The 13,246-nt window shown below is 65.7% G+C and carries 11 protein-coding genes and 1 tRNA gene; 5 read left to right on the forward strand and 7 right to left on the reverse strand.

The features are described from left to right. Positions 1-163 precede the first annotated feature (163 nt). The gene (gene cueR, locus ACTIFF_RS12445) at positions 164-562 is read right to left on the reverse strand and encodes a Cu(I)-responsive transcriptional regulator (RefSeq protein ID WP_439537107.1); all 399 of its coding nucleotides are present in this window, start codon (positions 560-562) and stop codon (positions 164-166) included. Beyond that, a complete protein-coding gene (locus ACTIFF_RS12450; RefSeq protein ID WP_439537108.1) occupies positions 559-2,973 on the reverse strand; it encodes a heavy metal translocating P-type ATPase in 2,415 nt (804 codons plus the stop codon). Before ACTIFF_RS12450 ends, cueR begins: the two co-directional genes overlap by 4 nt. Before the next feature lie 157 nt (positions 2,974-3,130). Here ACTIFF_RS12450 and ACTIFF_RS12455 point away from each other — a divergent pair, with 157 nt between their 5' ends. Further along, positions 3,131-3,322: a heavy-metal-associated domain-containing protein gene (locus tag ACTIFF_RS12455; protein WP_306476847.1), complete on the forward strand. Its 192-nt coding sequence runs from the start codon at positions 3,131-3,133 to the stop codon at positions 3,320-3,322. A 15-nt stretch (positions 3,323-3,337) separates the two neighbouring features. Here ACTIFF_RS12455 and ACTIFF_RS12460 read toward each other — a convergent pair whose 3' ends face one another. The 3 genes from ACTIFF_RS12460 to ACTIFF_RS12470 all read right to left on the reverse strand — a co-directional run bounded on the left by ACTIFF_RS12460 (position 3,338) and on the right by ACTIFF_RS12470 (position 6,967). Beyond that, positions 3,338-3,802 carry a DUF411 domain-containing protein gene (locus ACTIFF_RS12460; RefSeq protein ID WP_439537109.1) on the reverse strand — a complete coding sequence of 155 codons (465 nt, stop codon included), beginning with the start codon at positions 3,800-3,802 and terminating at the stop codon, positions 3,338-3,340. An 11-nt stretch (positions 3,803-3,813) separates the two neighbouring features. Then, positions 3,814-5,241 carry a multicopper oxidase family protein gene (locus tag ACTIFF_RS12465; RefSeq protein WP_439537110.1) on the reverse strand — a complete coding sequence of 476 codons (1,428 nt, stop codon included), beginning with the start codon at positions 5,239-5,241 and terminating at the stop codon, positions 3,814-3,816. Positions 5,242-5,533: 292 nt separating this feature from the next. Then, positions 5,534-6,967 (reverse strand): TolC family protein, encoded by a 1,434-nt coding sequence (locus ACTIFF_RS12470; protein WP_439537111.1) that lies wholly within the window; start codon positions 6,965-6,967, stop codon positions 5,534-5,536. Between the two features lie 124 nt (positions 6,968-7,091). Between ACTIFF_RS12470 and ACTIFF_RS12475 the strand changes: the two genes are divergently transcribed. Beyond that, positions 7,092-7,826: a hypothetical protein gene (locus ACTIFF_RS12475; protein ID WP_439537112.1), complete on the forward strand. Its 735-nt coding sequence runs from the start codon at positions 7,092-7,094 to the stop codon at positions 7,824-7,826. A gap of 243 nt (positions 7,827-8,069) precedes the next feature. Here the strand turns inward: ACTIFF_RS12475 and ACTIFF_RS12480 are convergent, their stop codons facing one another. Then, a complete protein-coding gene (locus tag ACTIFF_RS12480; protein ID WP_439537113.1) occupies positions 8,070-9,866 on the reverse strand; it encodes an AsmA-like C-terminal region-containing protein in 1,797 nt (598 codons plus the stop codon). Positions 9,867-10,063: 197 nt separating this feature from the next. On the opposite strand from ACTIFF_RS12480, the gene ACTIFF_RS12485 reads away from it, so the two are divergent. Next, positions 10,064-10,139: transfer RNA gene (locus ACTIFF_RS12485), tRNA-Asn, on the forward strand. A gap of 330 nt (positions 10,140-10,469) precedes the next feature. After that, on the forward strand, positions 10,470-10,697 hold the full coding sequence (locus ACTIFF_RS12490; RefSeq protein ID WP_439537114.1) for a hypothetical protein: 228 nt from the start codon (positions 10,470-10,472) through the stop codon (positions 10,695-10,697). 203 nt (positions 10,698-10,900) lie between these two features. Here ACTIFF_RS12490 and ACTIFF_RS12495 read toward each other — a convergent pair whose 3' ends face one another. Then, positions 10,901-11,485, reverse strand: a complete 585-nt coding sequence (locus ACTIFF_RS12495; RefSeq protein WP_439537115.1) for a CGNR zinc finger domain-containing protein — start codon at positions 11,483-11,485, stop codon at positions 10,901-10,903. Positions 11,486-11,651: 166 nt separating this feature from the next. Here ACTIFF_RS12495 and ACTIFF_RS12500 point away from each other — a divergent pair, with 166 nt between their 5' ends. Continuing rightward, positions 11,652-12,614 carry an alpha/beta fold hydrolase gene (locus ACTIFF_RS12500; protein WP_439537116.1) on the forward strand — a complete coding sequence of 321 codons (963 nt, stop codon included), beginning with the start codon at positions 11,652-11,654 and terminating at the stop codon, positions 12,612-12,614. Positions 12,615-13,246: the final 632 nt, after the last annotated feature.

Raw genomic sequence — 13,246 nt, forward strand, 5'->3', positions numbered from 1 at the left:
GGACCTTTGCGGGTTGAGCGTCGGCGAAATCGCAAAGTATGACGCAGGCCGACCTCAGCCGCTTGATGGCGCTCAAGTCGAGGCCTGCCGACACCGGAAGGTGTTCCGCATCGGCAGCGCGGGTGACCTGATCGGCACGCGCGAGCACGCGATGCCGCCAGATCTAACCGGCGAGGCCGTCGAGGATGGGGCAATCCGGCCGGTCATCGCCTCGACAACAATCTGCCAGCAGCGTCAGCGCTCCTTTCATTGCAGTCATTTCCGAAATGCGGCGTTCGAGATCGGCCACATGCGTCAGCGCGATCTGCTTCACATCGGCGCTGGCGCGGTCCGGCGCCAGCCAGAGCGCCAGCAGATCCGCGATCTCCTTCATGCTGAAGCCCAGGTCGCGCGCGCGTCGGATGAAGCGCAGCAGATGCACCTCGCGTTCGCCGTACTTGCGGTATCCGGTCTCGGAACGGGCGACCGCCGGCAGCAGGCCGAGCGCCTCGTAGTGCCGCACCATCCGGGCGGACACCCCGGAGCGCGCCGCCACCTCGCCGATGTTGAACGTGCCACTCATGAAGCACCGCCTTTCCAGCGCCGCAACAGCAACGCATTGCCGACCACGCTGGCGCTGCTGAACGCCATGGCGGCGCCGGCAATGACCGGATTGAGCAGCCCGAACGCGGCGAGCGGAATGCCGACCACGTTGTACGCGAAGGCCCAGAAGAGGTTCTGCCGGATCTTCGCCCAGGTGCGGCGCGAGATGTCGATGGCGTCCGCGACGCGCGCGGGGTCGCCATGCATCAGCGTGATGCCGGCCGCGGCCATCGCCACATCGGTGCCGGTGGACATCGCGATGCCGACATCGGCCGCCGCCAGGGCCGGCGCATCGTTGATGCCGTCACCCACCATGGCGACCACGGCGCCGCCCTGCCTCAGTTCGGCCATCACGTCCGCCTTGTGCTCCGGCAGCACCTCGGCATGCACCTCGTCGATGCCGAGCGCCGCGGCCACGGCGGCAGCCGCGCCACGGTTGTCGCCGCTGACCAGCACGGTGCGCACGCCGGCCGCCTGCAGCCGGCGCACCGCGGCCTGCGCCGACGGTTTCACCGTGTCGCCGAAGGCGAGCAGACCGATCAGCTGCGGTGCGTCACCCACATCGGCCAGCCAGGACACGGTGTAGCCCCGCGACTGCAATTGTGCGGCGCGCGCAGCCAGCTTCGCGGTATCGACCTGCAATTCATTCATGAATCGGGTACTGCCCAGACGCAAGGCGCGTCCGCCGACCTGCGCTTCGATGCCGCGCCCGACCACCGCCGCCACACCCGCCGCCGTGTCCGGCACGACCCCGTCTCGCTGTGCGGCCGCCAGCACGGCGCGCGCCAGCGGATGTTCGCTGCCCGCCTGTATCGACGCAGCCAGCGACAGCAGGTCTTCACGCGTACCGGACGCCGGTTCGACGGCGACCAGTTCCGGACGGCCTTCGGTCAGCGTGCCGGTCTTGTCGAAAGCGACGACGGTGATGCGGTGCGCGATCTCCAGCGCCTCGGCGTCCTTGATCAGGATGCCGCGGCGCGCCGCCGCACCGGTGCCCACCATGATGGCCGTGGGCGTCGCCAGCCCGAGCGCGCACGGGCACGCGATCACCAGCACGGCCACGGCATTGAGCAGCGAAGTCGGCACGCCGGCGCCGGCCAGCATCCATCCGGCAAAAGTCAGCGCGGCCAGCGCGATGACGACCGGCACGAACACCGCGCTGACCCGGTCGACCAGGCGCTGTATCGGTGCCTTCTTCGCCTGCGCACTTTCGACCAGGCGCACGATGCGCGCCAGCACGGTTTCGGCGCCGATCGCCACGGTGCGCACGATCAGCAGGCCTTCGCCATTGACCGCACCGCCGGTGACAGGGTCGCCGACCTGTTTGGCCACGGGAAGGCTTTCGCCGGTGATCAGCGATTCGTCCACCTGACTTGCGCCTTCGGTCACTTCGCCGTCGACCGGCACACGCTCGCCGGGCCGGATCACGACACAGTCGTCGACGCGTACCTGCGCGAGTGGCAACTCCAGCTCCCGGCCGTCGCGTCGCACGCGCGCGACATCGGGCCGCAGCGCGTTGAGCGCGCGGATGGCCTCGGTGGTCTGCCGCTTGGCGCGTGTCTCCAGCCACTTGCCCAGCAGCACCAGCGTGATCACCACGGCCGACGCTTCGAAATAGAGATGCGGCATCGCGCCGTCTTCCGCCGTCAGCCAGAGGTAGACGCTCAGACCGTAGGCCGCCGAGGTCCCCAGCGCGACCAGCAGATCCATGTTTCCGCTGCCGGCACGCAGGGCCCGTGCGCCGGCGCTGTAGAAGCGGGCACCGAGCCAGAACTGCACCGGTGTGGCGAGCAGCCACTGCAGGCCGCCTGGCAGCATCCAGTGCGCACCCCACAGCATGCCGACCATCGGCAACGCGAGCGGCAGCGACAGCGCGATGGCCAGCGCGACCGGCCACCACTCGGGAAGAAGGCGCGTCGGGAGGTCGTCCGCCGCAGGGTGCTCGGTCGGCAGCGACGCCTCATAGCCGGCACGGGCGACCGCTGCCTGAAACGCGGCGACATCCGGCGCAAGACTGATCACCTCGGCCGACTCGGTCGCCAGATTGACGGTGGCCGAAAGCACCCCCGGCACACGCACGAGCGCCTTTTCGACCCGGGCGACGCAGGACGCGCAGGTCATGCCGGCAATGTTCAGCCGCACGCGCTGTTGCGTCACCGCATAGCCCGCCTTGGCCACCGCGTCACGCAGCGCTTCCGGCGTGACCGATGCGTCTCCGGTCACCGCCAGCTGCTCGGTCGCCAGATTGACGCTGGCAGATGCCACGCCCGCCACGCGCGCAATCGCCTTCTCGACGCGTGTGGCGCACGACGCGCACGTCATGCCTTCGATGCCGACCGTCCATGACGGCCGATCCGTTTCCAGCGGCATCACGCCTTCGGGTTTGCCCATGTCTTGCCTCGATTCCTCCAGTCCATCACGCCGGGCAGTGTCAAGCCTCACACGGTGGCAAGGTCAAGCGCTTTTCATCGGCGGTGCCATCGCTTGACCTGACCGTGCCGGAAAGGTCCATCATCAGGGGTTTTCATTTCGCTCCAGGGGGTTTCAGATGATCGAATTCACAGTTCCGGACATGACCTGCGGTCACTGCGCCGGCCGCATCCGCAGTGCGGTTGCCGAAGTCGACGTCAAGGCAACCGTAGACATCGATATCGCACGCAAGCTGGTACGCATCGAGTCAGTGCAGGACGAAGCGCTGTTCCGCGAAGCACTGGCCGACGCCGATTACCCGCCGGACTGACCTGCTCGCCCCACATCAACGGTAGCTGCGATAGACGCTTGCAGCACCGTCGCGCTGCACCAGCAGCACGTCGTAGGGGTCCTTGCGGCCCTTGTATTCCGGTCCGTCCATGCCGGGCGATCCGATGGGCATGGCCGGCACGGCCAGTCCGAGTGCCTGCGGTCTTTCCTTCAGCAAGCGACGTACTTCGCTCGCCGGCACATGACCTTCGAGCACATAGCCTTCTGCGAGCGCCGTATGGCACGAACCGTACTTCACAGGCATGCCCAGCCGGGCGCGCATGTCGTGATTGCCGGTGTCGACGGTCTTCACGATGAAGCCGTTGTCCTCCAGATGGGCCACCCAGTCCTTGCAGCAGCCGCAAGTGGGACTTTTCCACACTTCAACCATGGGCTTGTCGATGTCGCCGGCCCGGGCGCCCAGAGGCAGCCATGCGGCCAGACCGAGTGCGTTCAGCAGTGTGCGACGTGTCGCATTCATGAATGTCTCCTTCAGTGGTGGTCGTGTGCGCCGCCCGCGGGCTTGCGCACCTGGACTTCGATGTCCTTCGCCGGCGGCTGTTGCAGCGGCATCGACGAGGCGCCGTGGTCGTGTCCGCCAGCAGGCTTGGGCGCGGCCGGCGTCCCGGCGCCTGCCTCGTGCGCGACCGTGCCGGCCGGATGGGCATACCAGCCCGGATCGCTGTAATCGCCCGGCTTCTGGTCGCGCCGGACCTTGAACACCGAAAACATGCCGCCCATTTCGACCGATCCGAACGGGCCGTCGCCGGTCATCATCGGCACCGTGTTCTCCGGCAGTGGCATCTTCATGTCCGCCATGTCGGCCATGCCGCGCTCGCCCATCGCCATGTAACCCGGCACCAGATTCGAAATGCGGTTCGCCAGCCCTTCGTGATCGACGCCGATCAGGTTCGGGATGTCGTGGCCCATGGCATTCATCGTGTGATGGCTCTTGTGGCAGTGAAACGCCCAGTCGCCCTCCTCGTCGGCGATGAATTCGATCTGCCGCATCTGCCCGACCGCCACATCGGTGGTCACTTCCGGCCAGCGCGCCGACTTCGGCACCGGGCCGCCGTCGGTGCCGGTCACCTCGAATTCGTGGCCGTGGATGTGGATCGGGTGATTGGTCATCGTCAGGTTGCCGATGCGGATGCGCACGCGGTCATTCTTCCGCGCCACCAGCGGCGCGATGCCCGGGAAGATGCGGCTGTTCCACGACCACAGGTTGAAATCGAGCATGGTCATGGTTTTCGGCGTGTAGCTGCCGGGGTCGACGTCGTAGGCGTTGAGCAGGAACACGTAGTCGCGATCGACCGTGGCGATGTGCGGATGACGGCCTTTGGGGTGCGTCACCCAGAAGCCCATCATGCCCATCGCCATCTGCGTCATTTCGTCGGCGTGCGGGTGGTACATGAAGGTGCCGGGGCGGCGCGCGGTGAATTCATACACAAAGGTCTTGCCGGGCGGGATCGCCGGCTGGGTCAGGCCGCTGACGCCATCCATGCCGTTGGGCAGGCGCTGGCCGTGCCAGTGCACGCTGGTGCGCTCGGGCAGGCGGTTGGTCACGAAGATGCGCACCCGGTCGCCTTCGACCACTTCTATCGTCGGGCCGGGCGACTGGCCGTTGTAACCCCACAGATGGGCCTTGAAGCCGGGCGCCATTTCGCGCACCACCGGTTCGGCCACCAGGTGGAATTCCTTGACGCCGGCATTCATGCGCCAGGGCAGCGTCCAGCCGTTGAGCGTGACGACCGGGTTGTAGGGGCGACCGTTGGGCGGTGCCAGAGGGCCGCGAGTGTCGGCCGACGTTTCGATCACCGGTTCGGGTACCGCTGCAAGCGCCGCGCGGCTGACCGAGGCGGCCGCCACCGCGGCGCCTGCGATGCCTGCATTCATGAAGAAGTCTCTGCGGGAAGTCATGTCGTGTCTTTCGAATTCGATGCAACGGAAAGCGGCTCCGTGGAGCGGACCTTGTTTGAGCACTCCTGTGGGACCTGCCCTGTGGGAGCGGCGGCCTCGCCGCGATCAGCACGCTGAAATGTGACCATCGCGGCACGATCGCGGCGAGGGCGGCGCGGGGGTTTCGGCGAGCACTGCTCGCCGCCCGCAGAGCCGGCTGGCCATGCAGGGCCAGCAGTGGATCGCCGCTCCCACAGGATGCCGCTCCCACAAAACTCTCGCCGCTCGCGCAGTGACGCCGCTGCCCCGGGGCTCAATGGCCGGCTCCGGCGGCTGTGGCGGCGATGGATGATGCGGGCGCCGCAAGGTCGGGCTTGCCGATCAGGGCCATGTCGAGATCGGCCTGGGCGATCCAGAAGTCGCGCAGGGCCTCGATGTAGCCATTGACGCTGGCGACCTGCGACCGGGCATCGGCCAGCAGTTCGAACACACCGATCAGCATGCCGTTGTAGCGCAGCAGGTTTTCGTCGGATATGCGCTTCCTGAGCGGCACCACTTCGTCGCGATAGTGGCGCGCAATGTCGAAGGCGGAGCGATAGCCGCCATAGGCTTCGCGCACTTCGGAGCGCGCGTTGATGGCTGCGTCGGCGACCCGCTCGAGCGATTGCATATAAATATGCTCGGCGCGTGCCACGCGCGAGCTGCCCCAGTCGAACAGCGGCAACTCGAAGCTGATCTCGTAGCCCTTCTTGTACGACTCGCCGCGCCGGCCCTCGAGCACCCGCGCCGGGCCGATCTCGAGTACGTCGATGAAACGCGTCGTCTTCGTCAGGCCGAGATTGCGCGCGGTCGCTTCGGCGTCGAGCTTCGCGATCTGCAGATCGATGCGCGACGCCATCGCCTGACGCTCGATATCGGGGGCATCAAGGGCCGCTGTCGGCAGATCGGGCAGACGTTCGGGCAGCTTGAACGCGGTCTGCTCGCCCCACAGCCCGAGCAGACGGGTCAGCCGCTCGCGCGCCGCCTGATGCGCCTGCTGCGCACGGGCAAGATTCAGCGCGGCATCGGCGTAGAAGCCCTGCTCGCGCGCCCGCGCCAGTGCGCTGAAATTGCCTGCGGCCTGCATGCGGCGCGCCAGTTCGGCACCGGCGTCGGCCGCATCCATCACCTGTTCCATGTAGCGCAGCGTTTCGCCGGCAGCGACCGCCTGCGTCCACGCACGCCGCACATCGGCCGCCAGCCGCAGCACCTGCAGCGATACCGCGCGCTGGGTCTGTTCGAACTGACGTCTGTTGACCTCGAGCGCCTTCGGCACGGTGAGCAGCGAAAACAGGTTGAAGGTGATGGCCTGCTCGATCTTGTAGTCGCGCACGCCGTTTTCCTTCTTGCTGGCGTGAAACATCGAGAAATGCGGGTTCGGCAGGTTGCCGGCGCGCACCAGCTCGGCTTCGCTGATGCCCAGATCGTGGAAACCCGCCTGCAGCCCACGATTGTTCAGCAGCGCAAGCTGCACCGCATCGTCCGCCGTCAGCGGCTTGCCCAGCAGGCTGGCCACGCGTTCGGCAACTTCGGCGCGGTCCGCGTCGCTGCGCGCCCACTTCACTTCCTTGCCCAGTCGTTCGCGCGCGGTTTGTTCAACCGCGCCGAAGCCGCCGTCGGGGCTGAAGCCGGCGCACCCGGCGAGCAGCGTCAGCGCAGAGGATGCGAGCGCCAGAAGGCGCCAGCGCGATGGATCAGTGGTGCGCATGGCCGCTCTCCTTCTTCATCGGACAGGCATCGTGCCGGTGCTTCATGCCGTCGCCCCCGGCGGTGTCGTGGTGCATGCAGGTGCGCGGCCCCTTCCCGGCCGCACCGGCTGAAGGCCTGCGTTGATGCATGCGGTGATCGTGCGCCCCCGGTGGGTGGGCGCGATGGTCATGCGTCCCCTGGTCTTGGGTGCCGTGGTCGTGCGACGGCGCGGCGTCTGCGGGGGCGCCGGCAGCCGCCGCATGTCCCGCATGCGGATCGCCGGCGGGCCGATCTGCCGGCTGATCGGGCTGATCGACGTGCGCACCCTGTGCATGTGCGCCGCCTTGCCGTCCGACCCGGTCGTTGGCGTCACGCCATGGACCCACCGGTTCCGCGGCATGACTGCGATAGTTGTCCATCGTCGAGCGATAGCCGACGGACGGCACGGGTGCGGCCGGATCGGCTGGATCGGCCGGCCATGCGGCGGTCGGAACGAGCGCTGCACAAACGAGCAGCGCCATGGGAAAAGGGTGAAACATGATGGCCTCGCGCAGGACGTGAATCGATGCCCGCACCGGATGCGGGCTTCAGGGTTTCGTCAGACGGAGGCGGATCTGGGTGGGTGCTCCGCGCTTTCGGCGATGAAGGACGACGGGCCGCTGAGGTCAGCCAATGGCCGTTCGTGGAACGCGGTGTCTGCGCACAGCGGGAGCGCGGCAGGTGTCAGCGCGCCTGCGATGCAGCAGGCGGCGCAATTGGAACAAGGCTGGGGAGACAGCGAAGCGCCCTCATCGAGGGCAGCCGATTCGACGCAGTGCGCAGGCAGCGCGTGTGCGTCGGGCGAAGCGTCGTGCCCGGTCGCCGTCGCATGCGCCTGAACCGGCACGCAGCACATCATTGCCGCGGCGACGCCACCTTGCAACGGCAGCGCGACCACGAGCAGGACGGTCAGCAGGAATCTGTTGAAACGGCACATCACCTGCACACGATAGCAGCCGGAGCGAGGGTTGTGGCACCGGTACCGGCGTTGATTGATCGAACGCAAACCCCGGTACACGTCTGCGCCGGCCGATCGGGGGCGACGCGAGGACGAAACGGGCCACGAACGGACTACGAATCCGTCACCGCCGCAGGCGCACGATCGGATCGGCGTACTTGCCCTCGATGCTGACCGGCGCGCGTACCGTGGTGGCGCTGCCGCGCAGGCTGACGTCCAGACGGCCGTTGATGAGGCCGTCGGCCAGCCGGAGATCTCCCTGGGCACCGACCAATCCAGACGACATCGTCGCACCGGTCAGGCTGAGGCCGGAGGCATCCGCCACGACGTCGCCTTCGAGCTCATCGAAACGCGTGCTGCCACCGCGCACGCCATCCGCACGCGGAATGCGCACCGCCTGCACGAGATCGACGCGTTCGATCTGCCCACGCTGCACGCCCAGCTTGCCCGACGCACGCAGCGTACGGCGCAGGCCTTCCAGCGTTTCCCCCTCGCCTCGGATGGCGATCGCGGCAGACAGGTCTCCGGTCAGCAGCAGCGTGGGCGCAAACACCTTGAGCAAATCCGCGATGGCCAGGCGCGACGTGGTCATTTCAGCTTCGACGGCGGCCGGGCTGACCAGCCCGACGGACAGGCTGCCCACCGCGTAACCGCCATAAAGCTTGACGTCCACCTTGTCGAACTGCAGACGCTGGCTGTTCAGCGTGCCGGTCGCTTCGAGAACGTCGAGCAGCAGTGACGGCTGGCCGGGCGTACGCCAGCCCAGGGCCGTGAGCGCGACATTCCACGCACCGGATTCGATGCTGCCCTGCATCTTGAGTCGGCCGTCCGCGCTGGCCAGGGACAGCCGGGTCAATGCGCCGTCCTCGTTGATGTCCAGCGCGCCATTCAGGTCGCCGATGGATCCGTCGAGCAGCAGCAGGCTGGAATCGATGACACTGATGTGCTCGACCTTGAGCCAGCGCGATGCCCAGTTGATGTCCTGCCGCTTCGACAGTTCGGGCAGGAAGGCGATGTTCAGTCCCGCGCGTTCGATGCGCACTTCGCGCATGACCTTGCGTTCGGACAGCAGCGTCGACACCCGGGGGATGAGTTTGACGGTCGCGACATCCAGTTGCCCGCTGTCCCCGACACGCAGGCCTTCGAGCGCGATGGAAGGTTCGGGAAAGATGCTGGGCGACACCGATGCGATGCGCACCGGCTGACCGAGCAAATCACTTGCCAGTTGTTCCATGTGCGGCAGATGCCTGCTGTACGGATAGAGGAAGAACAAACCGACCAGCAGCACGACCAGCAAGAGGCTTCCGACCACAAGCCGCTTTGCGAGCGAACTCGGCGGGCCCTTGCGGTCGGCACCGCTGACCCGTCCCGCGAACAGGTCGAACAGCCGCCTCACCGGCCCGGGCGCGCGGTCGCCGACACCCGCATCCGCCCCGGCGGTCATCATGGCGCGTCGGATCGCGCCGCGTACGTCATCGCTGTCGGCCGGCGGCGGAGGCGCAGGCGCCGCAGCCACCGCGGCTGGAGCCGTCAGCTCGGGGATCGCCATCGCGAATTCATCCAGCACCGGCGATTCCTTTGCCGACGACCGGTCGTGCGCCCGCCTGATGTCCTCTGCGACCGGCGTGATCGGCTGACTGACCAGATCTTCGATATCGACCATGATCGACGACAGTTCGGAACGGTCCGCGTCTTCCGCGACCTGGGCGTTGTCCACCCGGCGCACCAGACCCCGATGTTCAAGCTCGCCGACCAGACCTTCAACGATCAGCGAATCGCCGAATTGCTGGGCCAGATTGCCGACCGGCGTCCGCCCGTCGATCATGATGAGCACCGAACGCAGGTTGCGCTGGACGATCGTGCGTTTCGACACCGCATCCTCGCCCGCCTCAGTCTTGATGAATACCGCGTTTTCGTTCATTGATCTGCGCTGGCAGGCTGGCCTCGTGCCCTGGGGCGAGCGGTAAGTCGGAATTCCGGCGAAGGCTGATGTGACCTTCAGGTGACGCGATCATAAATCGATAGCGCACCGAAGTGGCGGCCAGTCATCGCGAAGAAAGTCACGTATCAATCGCTTGACGCGCGCGGGCTCACAACCTATTATCGCGCCCTCTTTGTTCCCCGATAGCTCAGTCGGTAGAGCGCCGGACTGTTAATCCGTAGGTCCCTGGTTCGAGCCCAGGTCGGGGAGCCAGAACACACAGCTGAAAATGAAGGCCTTCGCAAGAAGGCCTTTGTCGTTTACGGCTTCAGGCCCACTTTGGTAGCGATGTTGGTAGCGCAGCGGGTAGCGATCGTCTCCCGCAGAAATCGCACCCACCAAGTTCCCAAAACGACCCGTGCGACAGGAATTCATCCGCCTGCCTCACGGAAGATATAACTGCTGTGGCTAAGACCCCTCATCAACCACCCGCGATGAGGAATCTGACAGTGTCTGCACCACCCACCTTCGCTGCACCCTGCCTTCGAAAATTCAAAGGCATCTACCCTGCCTCGCGCTCCCAAAAGACACCGGGAGGACGCCGTGGCTAAGACAGCAAAACCTTTCAAGTACCGCGGCAAGTGGCGCGCGAAACTTACGCTGGAAAACGGGGGGCGTGTCACGCGCGATTTCGCCCTCGGCCAGCACGACGAAGCCGTGCGCTGGCTTGCCGAGCAACGCGCCAACGCCGACTCGGCGCACGAACCTCAACTGGGCGGCCCCACGCAGGCCACTCTGGCGCAGGCACTGAATTTATGTGCCCACTGTTGATTACCACGTAAAACTGACCCGGCGGTTTCATCTAAATCTGACCCACCGGTTTATGCGCGCGTCGATCTCCCTGCCTAAAAATGCAGCAGGATAGTCAATCAAGGGTGGGTCAGATTTCGATGCAATTCACCCCCACAAATGGGTCAATTCTGGATGGTCGTCAACACGCCCTCGAATCGCTCGAGGCTTCAACCGTCGAGACGTCACCCGGCATGACGACGAGTTCTGAAAGCGGCAACCTTCATCCGGTTTCCGCACACGGCCATGCTGCACCAGCGTCGTCGGTGCGACTTCGTGATGTCCTGGAACAGCAGCGTGCAGTTGTGACCCTCGCACTGACGCACGAGGGTGGGATCGACATCCACTAGCAGCCGGGCGAGCGCTTCCGCCACCGGGAGCAGCAAGCCGGGCGCATCGAGCGCTCCAGCTTGCCTTTCGATCCGGAAGTCCTTGGCGCTCGCATCCCACCGCAACTCCGCGGGCCGCTGGCCGCGCGCCAGCACCTGGTTCACGACGGCCGGGTCAGCCCACCGGCCGACTCGGCGAGCCTCCACCAGGGCCCGCGCGCTTGCACGTAGCTCGCGCGCAAGCGCCAGCAGACCCCGGGGTACCCGCTCCGGCTCTACGGGCAAGGCCCCGACGGTCCTGAGCCAATCCACCACGCTCTGGTCGCTTGAGAGCACCTCACGGTGCAGTGGCCCCAGCCCGTACTCCGTGTTGATGAAGTCCAGCGCCAGGTTATCGCCAACCAGACGCGGTGCCGTCTCTTCGATGTTGTGTTCGCTCATGGCAGGTCTCAGCTTGGACTCAGGATGAGTGTAACTTGCAAATCAACATTTGACAGGTTACAACATAGGATGTAACCTTGATTTGCGGTTTTTAAGGTTACAACGTAAGTACAAAGGGTCGTGCCTTTTGACCCCGCCCTTCTTCCCCACTCTGAGGATCATTGCCATGCAGCTCAACCATCTCATCGCCGCAGCGGGCGCCGCAGGCGCCATCGCGACCGGCGCCGTCCAGGCCGCTGACTATCGCGCCGCCGCCGCACCGCCGGTCACGTTCCACTACGCCCAGGTCGACAACGTCAAGGTGTTCTACCGCCAGGCTGGCAATCCGGCCGCGCCCACTGTGCTGCTGCTGCACGGCTTCCCCACCTCGTCGTTCATGTACCGCGACCTGATCCCGATGCTGGCGAAGCGCTACCACGTGATCGCGCCGGACATGCCTGGCTTCGGTCTCACCCAGGCACCCGAGCAAGGCAAGTACACGTACACCTTCGACCAGCTCGCGAAGACGATGGAAGGTTTCACCAACGTGCTCGGCCTCGAGCGCTATGCGCTCCAGGTCTTCGACTACGGCGCGCCGGTCGGCTGGCGTCTTGCCGCCGCCCGTCCTGAACGCGTGACCGCGCTGATTTCACAGAACGGCAACGCCTATGAGGTGGGCCTGGCCGAAGGATGGATCCCGATCCAGAGGTACTGGAAGGATCCCTCCCCCGCCAACCGTGAAGCGGTGCGCCAGTTCGTGACACCGGAAGCGATCAAGTGGCAGTACACGCACGGCGTCAAGGACCTGAGCCGTGTCGCGCCCGACAGCTACCTGCTGGATGCAGCGCTGACAGCGCGCCCGGGAAATGTAGACATCCAGCTGGATCTGTTCCTCGATTACGCCGACAACGTGGCCCAGTACCCGCAGTTCCAGGCCTACTTCCGCAAGCACCGCCCGCCGGTCCTCGCGGTTTGGGGCAAGAACGATCCGTTCTTCCTGAACGAAGGCGCCGAGGCCTTCAAGCGCGATGTACCTGACGCGGAGGTCCGCTTCTTCGACACCGGGCACTTTGCGCTGGAGACCCACGTGAACGAGATCGGCCCGGTAATCCTGGACTTCCTGGACCGGAAGGTCGCACGGACCCGGTGACGGCACCCATCGCAGGTCGATGCACCGAACCCGATGTGGACTGGCAACCGCCGGGCATCGGGTCGGTTGTCCGCCGAGACCGAGAGCAGTCGCTGACAGCGACTCTCCCATCAGACCCAGCAGCCCCGACTCCCACCACCCGGACCCCACGAGGACCCGCCCGGCTCTGAAGCAGGCCGCTACTGACCCGCGGGGACTCGAGGCAAGACCAGCGGATTGGGGCTTCGCACGCCGTCAGTGCAGCGTGACGACGATGGGCGCACCCTTCATGATGATCATCGTGTGCTCGTACTGTGCGGACTGTTGATTTCCACGTAAAACTGACCCGGCGATTTCATCTAAATCTGATCCACCAGTTTATGCGCGCGTCGATCTCCCTGCCTAAAAATGCAGCAGGTAGCCATATAAGAATTGGTCGGATTTCGATGCAATTTACCCCCGCGAGTGGATCAATTCTGGATGGTCGTCAACAGGTAGGAAGTGCGGCGTGCAGAAAAGCCGGTGTCAGACGACACCAGCAGCCGACCTGCGAGTAAGGTCGGGCGCCACCATGTTCGTTGAGGCTGTAGAAAAACCCGCTTCATCGTCCGTTTACATGCCGTGGTTATGATCGGTCATCGCTTCGACGGAGC

This window comes from Methyloversatilis sp., from assembly GCF_051861465.1.
In the GTDB taxonomy this organism is placed as follows: Bacteria; Pseudomonadota; Gammaproteobacteria; order Burkholderiales; family Rhodocyclaceae; genus Methyloversatilis.